The 15,249-nt window shown below is 60.9% G+C and carries 17 protein-coding genes; 7 read left to right on the forward strand and 10 right to left on the reverse strand.

Annotation, left to right across the window (positions count from 1 at the left end; genetic code table 11):
• Positions 1 to 55: 55 nt before the first annotated feature.
• The 5 genes from HWW83_RS10930 to dapA form a co-directional block, all read right to left on the reverse strand.
• Positions 56 to 2,068, reverse strand: a complete 2,013-nt coding sequence (locus HWW83_RS10930) for a tRNA(Met) cytidine acetyltransferase TmcA (RefSeq protein WP_123061884.1) — start codon at positions 2,066 to 2,068, stop codon at positions 56 to 58.
• A gap of 56 nt (positions 2,069 to 2,124) precedes the next feature.
• Positions 2,125 to 2,994 carry a KPN_02809 family neutral zinc metallopeptidase gene (gene ypfJ / locus HWW83_RS10935; protein ID WP_033644002.1) on the reverse strand — a complete coding sequence of 290 codons (870 nt, stop codon included), beginning with the start codon at positions 2,992 to 2,994 and terminating at the stop codon, positions 2,125 to 2,127.
• A gap of 209 nt (positions 2,995 to 3,203) precedes the next feature.
• The gene (gene purC / locus HWW83_RS10940; RefSeq protein ID WP_033644003.1) at positions 3,204 to 3,917 is read right to left on the reverse strand and encodes a phosphoribosylaminoimidazolesuccinocarboxamide synthase; all 714 of its coding nucleotides are present in this window, start codon (positions 3,915 to 3,917) and stop codon (positions 3,204 to 3,206) included.
• 170 nt (positions 3,918 to 4,087) lie between these two features.
• Complete coding sequence (bamC, locus tag HWW83_RS10945) at positions 4,088 to 5,140, reverse strand: outer membrane protein assembly factor BamC (protein ID WP_033644004.1); 1,053 nt, start codon at positions 5,138 to 5,140, stop codon at positions 4,088 to 4,090.
• Between the two features lie 16 nt (positions 5,141 to 5,156).
• Positions 5,157 to 6,038, reverse strand: a complete 882-nt coding sequence (dapA, locus tag HWW83_RS10950) for a 4-hydroxy-tetrahydrodipicolinate synthase (protein WP_033644005.1) — start codon at positions 6,036 to 6,038, stop codon at positions 5,157 to 5,159.
• A gap of 110 nt (positions 6,039 to 6,148) precedes the next feature.
• Between dapA and HWW83_RS10955 the strand changes: the two genes are divergently transcribed.
• Positions 6,149 to 6,754: a glycine cleavage system transcriptional repressor gene (locus tag HWW83_RS10955; protein ID WP_369795937.1), complete on the forward strand. Its 606-nt coding sequence runs from the start codon at positions 6,149 to 6,151 to the stop codon at positions 6,752 to 6,754.
• Positions 6,755 to 6,756: 2 nt separating this feature from the next.
• Complete coding sequence (gene bcp, locus HWW83_RS10960; protein WP_033635500.1) at positions 6,757 to 7,221, forward strand: thioredoxin-dependent thiol peroxidase; 465 nt, start codon at positions 6,757 to 6,759, stop codon at positions 7,219 to 7,221.
• Between the two features lie 43 nt (positions 7,222 to 7,264).
• On the opposite strand, the gene HWW83_RS10965 is transcribed toward bcp, so the two are convergent.
• The gene (locus HWW83_RS10965; protein ID WP_063990467.1) at positions 7,265 to 8,341 is read right to left on the reverse strand and encodes an AI-2E family transporter; all 1,077 of its coding nucleotides are present in this window, start codon (positions 8,339 to 8,341) and stop codon (positions 7,265 to 7,267) included.
• Positions 8,342 to 9,117: 776 nt separating this feature from the next.
• On the opposite strand from HWW83_RS10965, the gene HWW83_RS10970 reads away from it, so the two are divergent.
• Positions 9,118 to 9,411, forward strand: a complete 294-nt coding sequence (locus HWW83_RS10970) for a hypothetical protein (RefSeq protein WP_232096991.1) — start codon at positions 9,118 to 9,120, stop codon at positions 9,409 to 9,411.
• Between the two features lie 6 nt (positions 9,412 to 9,417).
• Here HWW83_RS10970 and HWW83_RS10975 read toward each other — a convergent pair whose 3' ends face one another.
• On the reverse strand, positions 9,418 to 10,110 hold the full coding sequence (locus HWW83_RS10975) for a B3/B4 domain-containing protein (protein WP_046687610.1): 693 nt from the start codon (positions 10,108 to 10,110) through the stop codon (positions 9,418 to 9,420).
• 43 nt (positions 10,111 to 10,153) lie between these two features.
• Here HWW83_RS10975 and HWW83_RS10980 point away from each other — a divergent pair, with 43 nt between their 5' ends.
• From HWW83_RS10980 to HWW83_RS10990, 3 genes are all read left to right on the forward strand, one after another.
• Complete coding sequence (locus HWW83_RS10980; protein WP_060660380.1) at positions 10,154 to 10,756, forward strand: XRE family transcriptional regulator; 603 nt, start codon at positions 10,154 to 10,156, stop codon at positions 10,754 to 10,756.
• Between the two features lie 43 nt (positions 10,757 to 10,799).
• Positions 10,800 to 11,252: a GNAT family N-acetyltransferase gene (locus HWW83_RS10985; RefSeq protein ID WP_060660379.1), complete on the forward strand. Its 453-nt coding sequence runs from the start codon at positions 10,800 to 10,802 to the stop codon at positions 11,250 to 11,252.
• Positions 11,253 to 11,366: 114 nt separating this feature from the next.
• Complete coding sequence (locus HWW83_RS10990; protein ID WP_038873689.1) at positions 11,367 to 11,795, forward strand: TOBE domain-containing protein; 429 nt, start codon at positions 11,367 to 11,369, stop codon at positions 11,793 to 11,795.
• A gap of 36 nt (positions 11,796 to 11,831) precedes the next feature.
• Here the strand turns inward: HWW83_RS10990 and HWW83_RS10995 are convergent, their stop codons facing one another.
• The gene (locus HWW83_RS10995) at positions 11,832 to 12,449 is read right to left on the reverse strand and encodes a LysE family translocator (protein WP_046687614.1); all 618 of its coding nucleotides are present in this window, start codon (positions 12,447 to 12,449) and stop codon (positions 11,832 to 11,834) included.
• A gap of 194 nt (positions 12,450 to 12,643) precedes the next feature.
• Here HWW83_RS10995 and HWW83_RS11000 point away from each other — a divergent pair, with 194 nt between their 5' ends.
• The gene (locus tag HWW83_RS11000; protein WP_033644014.1) at positions 12,644 to 13,105 is read left to right on the forward strand and encodes an Lrp/AsnC family transcriptional regulator; all 462 of its coding nucleotides are present in this window, start codon (positions 12,644 to 12,646) and stop codon (positions 13,103 to 13,105) included.
• 36 nt (positions 13,106 to 13,141) lie between these two features.
• On the opposite strand, the gene HWW83_RS11005 is transcribed toward HWW83_RS11000, so the two are convergent.
• Both HWW83_RS11005 and HWW83_RS11010 read right to left on the reverse strand, forming a co-directional pair.
• The gene (locus HWW83_RS11005) at positions 13,142 to 14,350 is read right to left on the reverse strand and encodes an NAD(P)/FAD-dependent oxidoreductase (protein WP_060660378.1); all 1,209 of its coding nucleotides are present in this window, start codon (positions 14,348 to 14,350) and stop codon (positions 13,142 to 13,144) included.
• 160 nt (positions 14,351 to 14,510) lie between these two features.
• The gene (locus HWW83_RS11010; protein ID WP_060660377.1) at positions 14,511 to 15,050 is read right to left on the reverse strand and encodes an RrF2 family transcriptional regulator; all 540 of its coding nucleotides are present in this window, start codon (positions 15,048 to 15,050) and stop codon (positions 14,511 to 14,513) included.
• Positions 15,051 to 15,249: the final 199 nt, after the last annotated feature.

A 15,249-nucleotide genomic window follows, 5' to 3' on the forward strand; every position in this document is an offset into this window, starting at 1 on the left:
CTATACGCCGCTGAGAAATCAGGAAAATCGGGTTTTATTGAGCAAGTTCTTCAATTTATTGCAATGACTGCGCCCAGTCGCGCCAGTAGCGGCAGTGCTGCGCATTCAGCTGTTCCAGCGCCTGCGCCGTTTCGTGCCGCCAATGGCGCAGCAAGGCTTTCTGGCCGCTGACGCCCGCCCGCTCTGCGCACTCCGCGGGAGAGTGCCGCCGCTGCAGATGGCCGCGCAGTGCGGGCAGCGGCAGACTGCTGGCCAACAGCAACCGCTGCAACGCCCCCAGGCTGGCCTCCAGCGGCCGATGGGCAAAAGCGAACCCGGCCAGCTCGCGCCAGTCCTCTTCGCCGAGCGACGTATCGCCATCGTCGCCCGGGATCGCCAGCGTTAGCTCGATACGCTGCCGCAGCCAGGGCCAGTCGCGCGCCAGATGCTTGTGCGCCGCGTGCCGCAGCGCCTCTCCTTGCTCGCTCAGGGGCAAGATCGCCATCGCGGTATAGCAGCCGCTGCTGGCCTCCGGCTTGCTGCCGATGCGCACCAGCTCGAAACCGCAGGATTGCCAAAAGCGCCACAGCGGCTCGGTATAGCCGAAGCTGACCGACAGGAAGTCCAGCCCCTGCGCCTGACGGCGTTGCCGCTCGATCAACTGGCGCGCGATACCCCGCCGCCGCAATGCCGGCAGCGTCGCGATGCGGGTAATGCGCCGAGACCGCAGCGTCGGCGCCCAGCATTGGCCGCCATGCGCCGCCAACGACTGCGCCACCAGATTGCCGCGCGGCCGACGGCGACCGGCCCACACGTCGTGCGCCAACTCGGCGCTCAATCCACCCTCTTCCACCAGCCACACGGCACCGACCACCTCCAAACCGGCCTGCGCCAGCCCAAAATGCATGCCGGGCGCATCCATCAGCCGGCGTAAATCCAGCGGTGAGGTGCGGTAATGCGCGCTGCTCAGCAGGGCGTAGAAACGCGCCAGCCGCTGCGGATCGGCGCACAGCTCGCCTTGTTCCGCCTGGCTGTAATCGATCGCCTGGCCATCCGCCGGCCAGGCGGGCAGCTCATTGAACAACAGCGCATTGTCCGTTATCCGTTCCAGCGCATCCCCCTGCGCCCAACGCATCGGCTGCTGCAGGCTCAGCGCCTGATAGGCCGGCAGCCCGGCGCAAAACTTCAGCAGAAAACCGCGGCCGGTGCCTTCATAGCCCTGCACCGTGGTGGTCAGCAACACGCGTGGGAAATAGCCGATCAACTGCTGCAACAGCGGCGCGGGGATCGCCGCCGCTTCATCCACCAGCAGCCACCCCACGGCGCTGACGTCCCCCTCCCGGCACTGCGCCAACAGGGCATCGGGCGCCCAAAACTGCGCGCGCCCCTGCGCCCATTCCCCGGCCACCTCAGTGGCGGCGCGGCTCGGCCCGGTTATCCAACAGGTCAGCGGCGACTGCGCCACCAGCATGCCGGCCAGTGTCGATTTGCCGCGGCCGCGGGCGGCGGTCAACACCCACACGCCGGATTCGGCCTGCAGCAGCGTCGTCAAGATCGCCTGTTGTTCCTCGGTCGGCCGGCCGTCCGGCGGCTGCCATCCTTCACGCGCCGGCAGCGCGGCCAACGTCAGGGGCTCATCCTGCCGCCAGATCGTCACTTCGCGGTCGTCGGCCAGATGCTGCTGCAGGTGGTGGATGAAATGCGGGGTGGTAATTGGCTGCGGGCAATCGCTCCAGCGCAGGCTGTCGCCGTCCGGCTGCTGCGGCCATTGCCGCCAGGGCGGCGTCAGCAACAGCAGCCAGCTGCCGGCACGCAGTGCGCCGCACAGCGCCGCCAACGCCTCCACGTCCAGCGACTGACCGGCGTCGAACACCGCGTGCAGCCGTTCCTGCCCCAGCAGTTGGCGCACTGCGCCGCTCGCCAACGCCGCCTGGCCGGGCGGCGGATTCTCCCCGACCCAAGGCCAGTCGCCGGGCAACGTCGCCGCCAGCCGCTGCGCCTGTTCGCGGCACCACTCGGGTTCGCCGCTGAGCACCAGCAGGCGCCGGATGCCCTGCCGCCGCATGAGTTGTTGCGCTGCCTGTAGCATAAGGCTGTATCTCAATTCGAAAAAAATGCCGGAGTCAGGCTCCGGCACGTGAGGTGTTAACGGGATGCGAAGGTGTTGCAGGTATTGGGATCGCCGCTGTCGAAGCCCTGTTTAAACCAGGTGTAGCGCTGCTGCGAAGTGCCGTGGGTAAAGCTGTCCGGCACGACGCGGCCCTGGCTCTGTTGCTGCAACCGATCGTCGCCAATCGCCTGTGCGGCATTCAGCGCCGCCTGCAGGTCGCCCTCTTCCAGCATCTGCTGCTTCTCGGCGTATTTGCCCCATACGCCGGCAAAGCAGTCCGCCTGCAGCTCCATTTTCACCGACAGGCGGTTCACTTCCGCCTGGCTGGCGCCCTGCTGCATCTGGCGTACTTTCGGCTCGATGCCCAGCAGGTTCTGCACATGGTGGCCGACTTCGTGCGCCACCACATAGGCCTGAGCGAAATCACCGCCGGCGCCCAGTTTGGTCTTCATGTCCTGATAGAAAGACAGATCGATATACACCGTTCTGTCGCCCGGGCAGTAGAACGGCCCCATCGCCGCCTGACCGGTGCCGCAGCTGGTGCGCGTCACGCCGCGATACATCACCAGCTTCGGCGGTTGGTAGGTTTTGCCCATGCGCTGGAAAATCTCTTTCCAGTTATCTTCGGTCGAGGCCAGCACCACCGAGGTAAATTTGGCCAGTTCATCGTCTTTCGGACTGATGCTGGCGCTCTGTTGTTGACCCTGAGGAGCGACATTACCGCCGTTCAACAGCGGCGACAGATCGATGCCGTAATAGCCGGCCACCAGCACCACCACCAGAATGACGATGCCGCCCTTGCCGCGCACCGGCACGCGGAAACCGCCGCCACCGCCGCCCAAACCTGAAGACTGCCCGCGACGATCCTCAACATTGTCACTTTCCCGACGCCCTTGCCAACGCATAAATACACTCCAGATATTTCCCCTGCTCGTTGAAGATGCCGCGCGTTGGTAAGCGCAAAGGCAGCTTCAAGCCTGAGTGGGATAGGTTTTAGTCATCTCACATCCATCATTATAAATGGTCTGCTGCGGAGGAAATGTAGAAATTTTCTGGAAAAATGCAGAACAGCGGGACGTTCCGGCCGGATCGTCCCGAATGGCGGTGCCAACGCTTAGTCGAGCTTCACGCCGATGCGGCGCGCCACTTCTTCGTAGGCTTCGATCAGCCCGCCCAGGCTTTGACGGAAGCGGTCTTTGTCCATCTTGTCCAGGGTGTTTTTGTCCCACAGACGGCTGCCGTCCGGCGAGAATTCATCGCCCAGCACCACTTCGCCGTTGAACAGGCCGAATTCCAGCTTGAAATCGACCAGGATCAGGCCGGCGTCGTCGAACAGCTTGGTCAATACTTCGTTGGCGCGATAGCTCAGCTCACGCATGCGCGCCAGATGCTCTTTGCTCACCCAGCCGAAGGTTTCGCAGTAGGATTCGTTGACCATCGGATCGTGCATGGCGTCGTTTTTCAGGAACAGATCGAACAGCGGCGGGTTCAGCACCAGACCTTCTTCGATGCCCAGACGCTTCACCAGCGAACCGGCGGCGCGGTTGCGGATCACGCATTCCACCGGCACCATGTCCAGCTTCTTCACCAGCACTTCGTTGTCGGACAGCAGACGCTCCATCTGGGTCGGGATGCCGGCTTCTTCCAGTTTGCTCATGATGAAATGGTTGAACTTGTTGTTCACCATGCCTTTGCGATCGAACTGCTCAATGCGCTGACCATCCAGTGCTGACGTATCGTTGCGGAACTCCAACACCAACAGATCGGGATTCTCGGTGGTGTAAACGGTTTTTGCCTTTCCGCGATACAGCTCAGCTAGCTTTTGCATCTTACTTACTCCAGTGATGTATCCCCGTTGTCTCCCGAGCGCGGCCCGAAATTAGGGGGTATAGAATTGACCTAATGAATTCTTTGGCGTGCCGGGCACTATTGTGCCAAACCTGCGACGCAAACGATACCGTATAGACAAAACAAAAAGGGGCCGAAGCCCCTTTTTGGTTATTTAACGCTGGTTTTACTGAAGGCAGACTGGAATGCCGCCACCAGTGCGTCGTTTTTCGACTGGGTGAGCGGTTTGCCTTTCGGATCGATGAATTGCAGACTGGTGCGGTTGTTGAGATCGCCGACCTGCAGCTTGTAATCCCCTTCCGCCAGCTCAGGATCCTTGACGCCCAACGCATCCCAATCGCTGCTGCTCAGGGACTTGTAGGTCACGGCGACGGTGCCCTGCGGACGGCTGCGGTCACCCACTTTCATCCCCAGTTTTTCGAGCGCCGGCGGCAGGCGATCCCACACCACGGTGTACGGGCCGCGCACGACCAGCATCGGCAGGCCGGTATCATCGGCGCCGCTCTGCACGTCCAGCGCGCCGAAGCGGCTGGCGGTCTGGCTGCTCGCCAGATTGTCCTGCTTGTCCAGACCTTCGATCAGGGTGTTGATCATCATGCCATTGTAACGCTGGATCTCAGACTGATCGGTGACCTGTTCGGTCTTGCCCTGCTGCTGCAGGCCAACGCTTTTCACCACCAGCGCCTGCTGGTAGCCTTGTTGCTGCACGCTGATCTGATAACGGCCTTCGTACTGGTTGTCTTCGTCCAGACGGTTCCACTTCACCCAGTCGGTGGTCAGGGTCTGACCGGCGTCCTGGCGGGAAGCGATCGCGATGTTCTTCGCCTGCAGCAGGCTGACGACGCGCGACCACAGGTTTTGGTTCTGCGGGCTGTTTTCCAGCAGCAGCGTGCCGCTGTCGCCGGCGTATTGCGCGCGAGAACCGCTCAGCAGCGCCAACGGCTGCACCGGCGGACGAATGTCCAGTTGCTTGCCGACGTTGCCTTGCAGCGTCGTGGCGGGCACGTCATAGTTGCCGCTCTGCACCGGCAGGATCATGCCGGACGGCGCGTTCAGCGCCTTGAGCGGAGCCGCGTCGAGGTAAGCCTCGTCGCCGCTGACCTGGCGCTTGTAGCGCTGATCGCTGCTGCAGGCCGCCAGCATCATCACCAAAGAGATGCCCACTACTTTTGCTACCGTCGACTTTTGCAATGAATAAGCCATCAAATTTCCCTTAGAGTTACAGCAAACCGACGCTTTTCAGCGCGCGCTCCACCACCGGGCGGGCGGTTTCGCTCAACGGCGTCATCGGCAAACGCAGCGTATCGGTTGCCATCAATCCCAACGCCTTACAGGCCCACTTCACCGGAATTGGGTTTGCTTCTACAAATAGATCCTGATGCAACGGCATCAAGCGCTGATTTAAGCGGCGCGCTTCGGCGAATTTGCCCTGCGCCGCCAGCGCACAAAGTTCCGCCATCTCGCGCGCAGCCACGTTGGCCGTCACGGAAATCACCCCTTTGCCGCCCAGTTGCATGAAGTCCAGCCCGCTGGCGTCGTCGCCGCTCAGCAAAATGAAGTCTTCATCGTCAACCAGCACTTGGATCTGACTAACGCGACTTAAGTTCCCCGTCGCTTCTTTTACAGCAACAATATTCTTGATTTTCGCCAGCCGAGCGATGGTCGGCGGCAGCATGTCGCAGCCGGTGCGCGAAGGCACGTTATACAGGATCTGCGGCAGCTCGGTGCTCTCGGCGATCGCCTTGAAGTGCTGATACAGCCCTTCCTGCGTCGGCTTATTGTAGTACGGCGTCACCGTCAAACAACCTACCACGCCAGTGTTGGCGAAGCGGGTGGTGAGCGCGATGGCTTCGGCGGTAGCGTTGGCGCCGGTGCCGGCGATCACCGGAATGCGGCCGTCGGCCAGCTCCAGCGTCTGCAGCACCACGTCAACGTGCTCGTCATGGGCAAGCGTTGCGGACTCGCCGGTGGTCCCTACGGAAACGATCGCCGCGGTGCCACTGGCTACATGATAATCGATCAATTTTTTCAGGCTCGCGCGATCGACAGCACCTTTGTCGTCCATCGGCGTAACCAGTGCAACAATACTTCCCGTAAACATTGGCCGTCCCCTCCACAAACAAGTCACTCATGGTACTTTTGCTGCCTATCCAAAAGCAAGCGCACAACCGCGTTGTAAGCGCTTGGCAGGCGGTTTTTTTTATGTTTACCATGGTAACCCCATTAAGCACGACAGGAAGCGCCATTTTGCCTCAGTCAGACGAACACTATCTCGTGATTACCGCGCTCGGCGCCGACCGCCCCGGAATCGTCAATACCATCACCCGCCACGTCAGCAGTTGCGGATGCAATATCGAAGATAGCCGTCTGGCCATGCTGGGAGAGGAGTTCACGTTCATCATGCTGCTGTCCGGCAGCTGGAACGCCATCACCCTGATCGAATCCACCCTGCCGCAAAAAGGCGCGGAGCTGGAGCTGCTGATCGTGATGAAGCGCACAAACTCGCATGAAAGGCCGCCGATGCCGGCCACCGTGTGGGTTCAGGTCGAGGTGAAGGACTCGCCGCACATCATCGAACGTTTTACCGATCTGTTCGACTCCAGCCAGATGAATATCGCCGAGCTGGTCTCACGCACGCAGCCAGCGGACGGCGACCTGCCGCCGCAGCTGTATATTCAAATCACCGCCCACAGTTCCGGCGATCGGGACGCCTCAAATATTGAGCAAGCCTTCCATCGCCTATGTACAGAATTGAACGCGCAAGGCAGTATTAGCGTGGTGAACTATCCACAGCATGATGAGAAAGATGGAGAGTAGTGATGAGCCCATTGAAAGCCGGTGACACAGCGCCGAAATTTAGTTTGCCTGACCAGGACGGTGAGGAAATTAATTTGGCCGACTTCCAGGGACAGCGAGTATTGGTTTATTTCTATCCGAAGGCGATGACGCCGGGCTGCACCGTGCAAGCCTGCGGCCTGCGGGACAACATGGACGAATTGAAAAAGGCCGGCGTCGAAGTGCTGGGCATCAGCACCGACAAACCGGAAAAACTGTCGCGCTTCGCCGAAAAGGAGCTGCTCAACTTCACGCTGTTGTCTGATGAAGACCATCAGGTATCGCAACAGTTTGGCGTGTGGGGCGAGAAAACCTTCATGGGCAAGACCTATGACGGCATTCACCGCATCAGCTTCCTGATCGACGCCAAAGGCAAGATTGAAAAAGTGTTTGATGATTTCAAAACCACCAATCACCACGACATCGTTCTGAACTACCTGCAGCAGTAATTCTCACGAAGCGCAGCGGCCTGCTGCGCTTCGTTTCCCTCCGTCAGCCGGCCTTGTCTTCCACCTCGACCCGCAGTTCATCCGGCCAGGCGTGAATCACCGCCTTCACCAGCGTCGCCAGCGGTATGGCGAAAAACACGCCCCAGAAGCCCCACATTCCGCCGAACACGATCACCGACAGGATAATCACCAGCGGATGCAGGTTGACCGCCTCGGAGAACAGGATCGGCACCAGCAGGTTGCCGTCCAGCCCCTGCACCACCAGATAGGCGACGATCAGCGTCCAGAAATCGGCGCCGACGCCCCACTGGAACAGCGCTACCACCACCACCGGTATGGTGACCAGCACCGCGCCGATATAGGGGATCAGCACCGAAAAACCCACCAGCACCGCCAGCAGCAGCGAGTAGCGCATGTCCAGCACGGCGAACACCAGGTAGGTCGCCACGCCGACAATCACCATCTCCAGCACCTTGCCGCGAATATAGTTGGTGATCTGCTGATTCATCTCGTTCCAGACCTGCCCCGCCAGACCGCGATTGCGCGGCAACACGCGGCGCACCGCGTTCAGCAGCTGCTCTTTGTCTTTCAACAGGAAGAACATCATCATCGGCACCAGGATCAGGTAGATAGCCAGCGTCAACAGACCGACCAGCGACGCCAGCGAGAATTTCACCACCGACTCGCCCATGCCGGACAGCCGGCTGCGCAGATTTTCCGCCATCATGTCGATGATGCCGGCATCCACCAGCGCCGGATAACGCTTCGGCAGCGTCGCGGCAAAGTTATAGAACTGGTTGAGCATGCCCGGCAGATCGCTCATCAGATTGATGCCCTGCTGCCAGGCGGTCGGCGCGACGACGAACACCAGCAGCATGGCGATGCCCGCAAACACCAGCAGCATGATGCTCGCCGCCCAGGTGCGCGAACAGCCGATGCGCTGCAGGCGCGCGGTCGGCCACTCCAGCAGATACGCCAGCACGATGGCGACCAGCAGCGGGGTCAGAATGCCGTGCAGAAAATAGAGAATGAGGAAGCCGGCGACCAGAATCACCAGCAACGCGATAGCCTGTGGATCGGTGAAACGGCGGCGGTACCACTGTAATAGCATCTCCAGCATCAGAGCGGGCTCCTCGAGATTTGGCGGGCGGGCATAGCGATTCCTGTGATGGGCCTGATTAAAGCATAGATAGAACGGGCGCACTCGAGGTGTGCAAGGCACTCAGAGTACTCAAAGTTGGCCATACATCAACAGCGATTTGGCTGATTTTATCGCGCAGGCGAGCGATTGGCGCAAAAATCCGCAGACGCGGCGACAGACTGGGTGAACGGCCCCGGACGGGGCCGTGGAAGATTACAGCGAGGCGCTGATGGAGAGGGGCGAACCAACCGCCAGTGCGAACAACAGCACACAGCCAATCGCGATCGCCGCCGCCAAATCATTTTTCATTGTCCCGTCCCTTGATGCTTGAAGTGATTATCGTCACGAACTCTGTCGGTTCTACGTTGACGGCCTTTGCCGATGCACATCATTAAAAACCCCCGCCTAAGCGGGGGAGAAGACGTTCTGGTGCATCAAGTATTACAAGGAGGTCATGAGGGATTGCTAACCCTAAATGACTATTTCAAGCTAGGATTATTCCCAGAACATGGCAAGCGATCGCGTCGAGGTTATCCGCACTTTGAGATAAACCTCATAAAAAAATCCCGCACGGCAGCGGGATGAAGGGATGATAACGTCATAAATTTTTTATGCGGACAATGAGGCGGTATTGTCGTCATTTGGCGACAATACCGCGCCGCTCAGGCGGTCTCAAGGGAAATCTGACCGCCGTAAGGAAATCAGAATTTCGCCAACGCACGCGATCGTGAGCCATTCTGCAGCAACGAAAAGAAATGGGATTTTCGTCAGACCGCCGCCGTGTAAAAACCGGTAACATGGTCGTCATAATCCCAAATGCCGTCGGGGGAGAGATGAACAACAAGCCATTTGAATTTGATGAGGCAATCTGCCAGGCAATTGGGCGCGGCGTGTGCGAAGTCGTGAAAATAGGGGATGAAATCAGCGTCTTCTCTCTGCTGGAAGCTATCGAGAGCTTCATCGAGCGGCAGGCGCTCAGCGAGAGCGAAATCGCGGCGGCGGACGACGCGCTGGATTTGATCAGCGGATTGGTCCGCCGCCAGTGCTGAGGCCGGTTACGAGGTGCAGCCGATGAGCCGTTGCTCTATCGCAACGCCGGGCATCATTTGTCGTAAACCGGCAATCAATTCGTCGCCCGCCGCATGCAGCGCCGCCAACGGCATTGCCGGCAGGCTCTCCAGGATGAACCACATCCGTTCGGCCTCGGCGCTCAGCCGGGTTCTGACGCCCTGACGCCAGTTCCAGCGGCGGCAGGTCACGCCGCGATCGTCGCGCCAGACCACCTCCCCCGCCTCCGGCGATTCATGGATCACCGCACCCTCCTTGACGGTATCGAACAGCTCACTGCCTTCCGCGACGATCAGCCGCGGCTCGCCGACATAAGCCGCGATATTCTCGCCCCCCACCGGCACCGCATAACGAATGCTGACGGCGTTGTAGAGATCGACCACCGGATCGATGCTGGGCATCGTGCCGTCGCGCAGCGCGCGCTTGCGCAAGGCATCGGCGGAACAGGGCGTACGCTTGGGTTTGGCGCCAAACCGCATGAAGACATCGCGCCAGGCCGAGAGATGCGCCTCAGCCCAGGGCGCGTCCTCCTCGCCGAGGGCGCGACAGGCCTGCGCCAACGCCAGCGCCCCCACGTCCGGGTTGGTTATGGGAGCCGCGGCCACGGTAATGCTTAACGCCCGGAATCCGGGCGCCAGCGCAGCGACGGCCGGATCGATTGACGGATCGACTAAAATCATTGAATAATCCTATACTGACCATTTTATTCCATAATATTGACCGATGAGCGAAAAAGTCAACAGACCGACCGAGTTCGGCGCCGACGTGCAAACCGTCAGCGAAGCGGTGTCACACCGCATCAAACAGCAGCGAAAAAGCCAAAAGCTGTCGCTGGACGAACTGTCGCGCCGGGCGGGCGTCAGCAAGGGCATGCTGGTGGAGATCGAGAAAGGCAGCGCCAATCCCAGCATCGCCATCCTGTGCAAACTCGCGGCAGCGCTGGGCCTGTCGGTGGCGGACATCGTCAACGTGACCCGCGCACCCGCCGCCTACCTGATTGAAAGCCAAGACATTCCCACGCTGTGGCACGGCGATCGCAGCGGCTCGGCCCGCTTGCTGGCAGGCACCCGCGGCCCGAATATGATAGAACTGTGGCGCTGGGAAATGGCGCCGGGGGAAGCCTATGCATCGGGCGGCCATCCAGCGGGCACCTTCGAGCTGCTGCACGTTGAACAAGGCGTCTTGAGCCTTGCCGTCGAACAAACCGAGCTCAGGATTACGCCAGGCTGTTCGGCGGTCGCCAGAACGGACGGCCCGCACCGTTACGCCAACGAGGGCGAAGACACGCTGATTTTCACCATGACGGTCGCCGAACTGCACGCCTGAACGGCGGCCCAGACCTTAACGCTTGCACAGGAGAAGAACCCTCATGACAATTCCTGCCCCACGGGAGTGGCGGCGTGCTGACTATCTCGTCAGCACCGAGCCCAGCCTGCTGGATATTGACGCCATTCATGCATTTCTGACCCGTTCGTCATGGGCGGAGGGCATTGATAAAGAGACCGTTCGCCAGTCCCTCTCCCACAGCCTGTGCTTCGGCTTGTATCACGGCACCAGACAAATCGGTTTCGCCCGGCTGGTCACCGATTACGCCACCTTCGGCTATCTGTGCGACGTGTACGTGCTGGAGACGCATCAAAAAGGCGGGTTGGGCCTGTGGCTGGCGGAATGCTGCCAGGCCCATCCGCTGATGGCGACGCTGCGGCGAATCATGCTGGTCACCAGCACCGCCCCTTGGCTCTATGAAAAAGTAGGCTATACCGCCATCAACTGTCCCGATTTTGTCTGGCAGATCGCCCGACCGGACATCTACCGACGTTAATTTTTCAGCAAGGCCGCCCCAGTTCACACTCTTCCCCCGCGACATTGGCAATCGCGGCGGTTAGGGCCCATGCTGGCGACAAATTTTACCGTTTGCCCCTTTCAAGGAGAATCTATGCCCGTTTCAGCCCGTAACCAGTTAGCCGGTACCGTGTCCGCCGTCGCCAAAGGCGCCGTCAATGACGAAGTGGAGATCACCCTGCAGGGCGGTGAAAAACTGGTGGCTATCGTCACGGTACAAAGCCAACAGTCGCTGGGGTTAACCATCGGTAAAGAGGCCGTCGCGCTGATTAAAGCGCCGTGGGTGATCCTGGCAACAGAGGATTGCGGTTTGCGTTTTTCCGCCCGCAACCAGTTTGCCGGGGAAGTGATTGCGGTTGAGCACGGCGCAGTCAACAGCACCGTACACCTCAAAGCGGATGCCGGTTTTGTGCTGACGTCGGTGATCACCAATGAAAGCCTGCAGGAGATGGCGCTGAAGAACGGTTCGCGCGCCATTGCCCTGATCAAAGCCTCATCGGTGCTGCTCGCCGTCAAAGCCTGATACCGCCAGGCCCGCACAAGCGGGCCTTTCGAACCACTATTTCAGCGCCTGCTCGGCCAGCAGCCCGAGGGCGATGACGATCATCGCCGCGCCGGAGATGCGCCCCACCACCTTCGCAGCCTGCGGGCGCGTGCGCAGCACCGACTGCGAACCGAATCCCACCAGCAGATACACCAGGCCGCAGCTGATCAAATGCACCACGCCCAACGCCAGCATCTGCATCGGCACCGACCATTCGGCCCGGGCGTCGGTAAACTGCGGCAGCAGCGCCAGAAACAGCAGAAACACCTTGGGGTTCAGCCCGCTGACGCACACGCCCTTGCCGGCCCAGCGCAGCCAGGAATCGGAACACTGATCTTCGCCGGCGCCGGGCACCGGCGGGTGCAGCAGCATGTTGAAACCGATCCACAACAGATAAGCCGCCCCCAGCAAGGTAAGCGCCGTCAGCGCCAGCGGGTTGCCGACCAGCAGCGCGCCGACGCCCGCCACCACGATCGCAATCATCAGCAGGTGGCCAAACAGCAAGCCGGCGACGGCAGGCACCACTACCCGCCCGCGAATGCCCGCCGAGATCACATAGGCCCAATCCATACCCGGCGTGATCACCAACAAAATCGACACCGCCCAAAAAGCGGCGAACAGAGCGAGCGTCATGCCGGCGCCCTCTCAAACGCGCCGCGCCATTCCGAACAAAGAACCATTGCGCTTTCCTCTTGGAAGAAGAACGGCCTCCGCCTGCCGCGGCGGCCGTCAAAACCGTTCAACAGATGGCAAGAATATCCTCAAGGCGTTAAAATGTGCTTTCAATTACTTGCCTGAAACCGGCATAAGCGGGGAAATTTTTCCAAATGGATAAGATTGATCGCAAGATTCTTGCTGAACTGCAGGCCGACGGGCGTTTGTCGGTGACCGAGCTGGCCGAGCGGATCGGTTTGAGCGTGTCCCCCTGCCACCGCCGGGTGCGCGCATTAGAGGAGTCCGGGGTGATCAGGGGTTACCGCGCCCAGCTCGATCCCGGCAGCCTGGGCTATAACTTTTCCGCCCTGGTGTTCGTCACCATGCGCGAAGGCGATCGCCGCGCCGTTGAAACCTTCGAAAACGCCATGGTGGACATTCCCCAGGTGGTGCAGGCGCAGCGGCTGTTTGGCGATCCGGACTATCTGCTGCACGTGATCGCCCGCGATCTGCCCGCCTTCCAGCAGCTTTACGACGAGAAGCTCTCCGCTCTGCCGGGCGTGCAGCGCCTGAGCTCCACGCTGGTGATGAAAACCGTGGTGCCGGAGCGCTCGTTCCTGCCGCTGGGCCAATGACGACGGGAGCGTTGCCGCTCCCGTTTTCTCTTTTCTTTAAGGCACAATCACGAAATCCGGATTGGCGACGGCAAACAGCGCCTCGCGATCCGCCGCCGGTGGGTAAATCCACTGCGTGTTGATCTCCTGCTTAATCTTTTTGCCTTCCTCACGGGTAAAGCGCACCTGGCGCTCCCAGCCTTCGGTATACAGCGCGCCCCAGGGGCCCAGATCCAGACAGGTCACATACTTCGGCTGGCTGTAAGGGTGCGCCGGCAAGCCCGTCAGCTCCGCCGCCGCATTATGGCCGGCGACACGGCCAAGGCTCAGCGCATGCTGGCAGGTCATCAGGTTGTGGTTACCGAGATCATCGGTCGCCGCCTTTACCGTATCGCCGGTCACGAAAATGCCCGCCGCCGCCGGCGCACGCAGGAAAGCGTCGCCGATCACTCGGCCACTGCCGTCGCGCTCGCCGGGGATCTGTTCGGTCAGCGGGTGCGCCCGCACGCCCGCCGCCAGGATCACCGTGTTGGCGGCGATGCGCTCACCGTTCGACAGCATCACTCCCTCGGCATCGATAGCCGAAACGCGCAGGCCGGCCCGCGCTTCCACGCCGCACTCCGCCAGCGCCTGGCGTATCACCGCCCCCGGCTCTGCCCCCATTCCCGCGCCCACTTCCGGCGCGGTATCGACGATCACCACGCGCACGTTCTCGTCTTTGCCCAGCGCATCGCGCAGCCGTTGCGGCATCTCCGCCGCGCTCTCCAGGCCGGTCAGTCCCGCTCCCACCACCACGGCGGTGTTGCGCGCCGGCGTCGACGGTTTGGCCGCCAGCGCTTTAATATGAGCATCCAGACGCTGCGCGCTTTCCAGCGTATCGACGTTGAAACCGTATTCGGCAAAGCCCGGTACCGCAGGCACGGAGAGCCGACTGCCGGTGGCCCACACCAGGCGGTCGTAAACCAATTCAAGGGCTTCCCCCGTCGCCTGCGCCACCGTGAGCGTTTTGGCGACGGCATCGATGCCCTCTACCGTCCCGGCCAGGTGCCGTACGCCGACGGCGGCGAGCTGCGCGGAAATATCCGGGTTCATGTTTTCCAACACCGCTTCATACAGGCGCGGGCGGATGGTGACCGTTGGCGTCGGTGAGACCATGATCACCTCGATATCCTCATGCTTACCGGCAAGGGTAATGGCGCGCATGGCGGACACGGCGGCCCAAAAACCGGCAAAACCGGAACCGGCAATCACTATTTTCTGCGTCATGGGATGACTCCTTCATACAGGGTTAACCGGGCGACAAGGCTGCCCGCAGTTTTTTCGGATGAACGATGCCGTTCCGCTCCCGTAACAGGGTGCAGAAGGCCCGCCCGCCCCTTCCGAAGAGGCGGGAAAAAGTGTGTTTCGCTTTAAGGAAAGGCGGCGATTAGGACTTGGCGCGCGCCGTTTTGCCGCTGCGCGCGGTGCGTTCCGTCATGCGCTCGTCGAGCCAGAGGTTGACCTCACCGAAGAAGCCCTGCGGCGCCTTGCGGCCAAAGCGGGCGGCGACGGCGCCGAGGGTCTGCGCCGCCAGCGCATCGCGCATCGCCTTCTCCGCCTGCAGCATCACCGCATGGATAGCGCATTTGCCGGAGATCGCCCAATCCGGCGGGGAGTCATCGAACACCGCACAGCGCCCGCGCACCTCCTGGCAATCGAACAGCGGCTTGTGCCCCTCGATGGCGTCGATAATCTCCAGAAAGCTGATCTCTTTCGCCGGACGGGCCAGCCGGTAACCGCCTCGCACCCCTTCACTGGCGGCGACGATGCCCGCCTTTTCCAGCTTGGGGAAAATCTTGGCCAGAAAGCTGGGGGAGATCCCTTGCAGTTCGGCGAGTTCGCGGCTGCTGAGCGCGCGCTGGTTATCGCCGACCAGCCACAGCAGGCAGTGGATGCCATATTCAACGCTGGTTGTGATGTACGCCATATGTCCGTTTTTGACCGTCAGTAAACCTTCAATAACGCAGACTATATGAGTCTGCGTTTATCTTGTCAATAAAACACAGACTAACTTTATCCGCGTTTTATTGAAGTTCCGTCTCGCTCCCGACGGAGAAGACGCCCTTCGAAATGAAAAATAAAACTTTTTTGCCCTATTCACCCCCGGCTAACGTTTCCTTGTCGCC

Origin of the sequence: Serratia ureilytica, from assembly GCF_013375155.1 — a bacterium.
GTDB lineage: Bacteria > Pseudomonadota > Gammaproteobacteria > Enterobacterales > Enterobacteriaceae > Serratia > Serratia ureilytica.

Bases quoted from the DNA above. Each gene is read 5' to 3' on its own strand.
- HWW83_RS10930 (WP_123061884.1), bottom strand. From the start codon at position 2,068: ATGCTACAGGCAGCGCAACAACTCATGCGGCGGCAGGGCATCCGGCGC.
- ypfJ (WP_033644002.1), bottom strand. From the start codon at position 2,994: ATGCGTTGGCAAGGGCGTCGGGAAAGTGACAATGTTGAGGATCGTCGC.
- purC (WP_033644003.1), bottom strand. From the start codon at position 3,917: ATGCAAAAGCTAGCTGAGCTGTATCGCGGAAAGGCAAAAACCGTTTAC.
- bamC (WP_033644004.1), bottom strand. From the start codon at position 5,140: ATGGCTTATTCATTGCAAAAGTCGACGGTAGCAAAAGTAGTGGGCATC.
- dapA (WP_033644005.1), bottom strand. From the start codon at position 6,038: ATGTTTACGGGAAGTATTGTTGCACTGGTTACGCCGATGGACGACAAA.
- HWW83_RS10955 (WP_369795937.1), top strand. From the start codon at position 6,149: ATGGTAACCCCATTAAGCACGACAGGAAGCGCCATTTTGCCTCAGTCA.
- bcp (WP_033635500.1), top strand. From the start codon at position 6,757: ATGAGCCCATTGAAAGCCGGTGACACAGCGCCGAAATTTAGTTTGCCT.
- HWW83_RS10965 (WP_063990467.1), bottom strand. From the start codon at position 8,341: ATGCTGGAGATGCTATTACAGTGGTACCGCCGCCGTTTCACCGATCCA.
- HWW83_RS10970 (WP_232096991.1), top strand. From the start codon at position 9,118: ATGGGATTTTCGTCAGACCGCCGCCGTGTAAAAACCGGTAACATGGTC.
- HWW83_RS10975 (WP_046687610.1), bottom strand. From the start codon at position 10,110: ATGATTTTAGTCGATCCGTCAATCGATCCGGCCGTCGCTGCGCTGGCG.
- HWW83_RS10980 (WP_060660380.1), top strand. From the start codon at position 10,154: ATGAGCGAAAAAGTCAACAGACCGACCGAGTTCGGCGCCGACGTGCAA.
- HWW83_RS10985 (WP_060660379.1), top strand. From the start codon at position 10,800: ATGACAATTCCTGCCCCACGGGAGTGGCGGCGTGCTGACTATCTCGTC.
- HWW83_RS10990 (WP_038873689.1), top strand. From the start codon at position 11,367: ATGCCCGTTTCAGCCCGTAACCAGTTAGCCGGTACCGTGTCCGCCGTC.
- HWW83_RS10995 (WP_046687614.1), bottom strand. From the start codon at position 12,449: ATGACGCTCGCTCTGTTCGCCGCTTTTTGGGCGGTGTCGATTTTGTTG.
- HWW83_RS11000 (WP_033644014.1), top strand. From the start codon at position 12,644: ATGGATAAGATTGATCGCAAGATTCTTGCTGAACTGCAGGCCGACGGG.
- HWW83_RS11005 (WP_060660378.1), bottom strand. From the start codon at position 14,350: ATGACGCAGAAAATAGTGATTGCCGGTTCCGGTTTTGCCGGTTTTTGG.
- HWW83_RS11010 (WP_060660377.1), bottom strand. From the start codon at position 15,050: ATGGCGTACATCACAACCAGCGTTGAATATGGCATCCACTGCCTGCTG.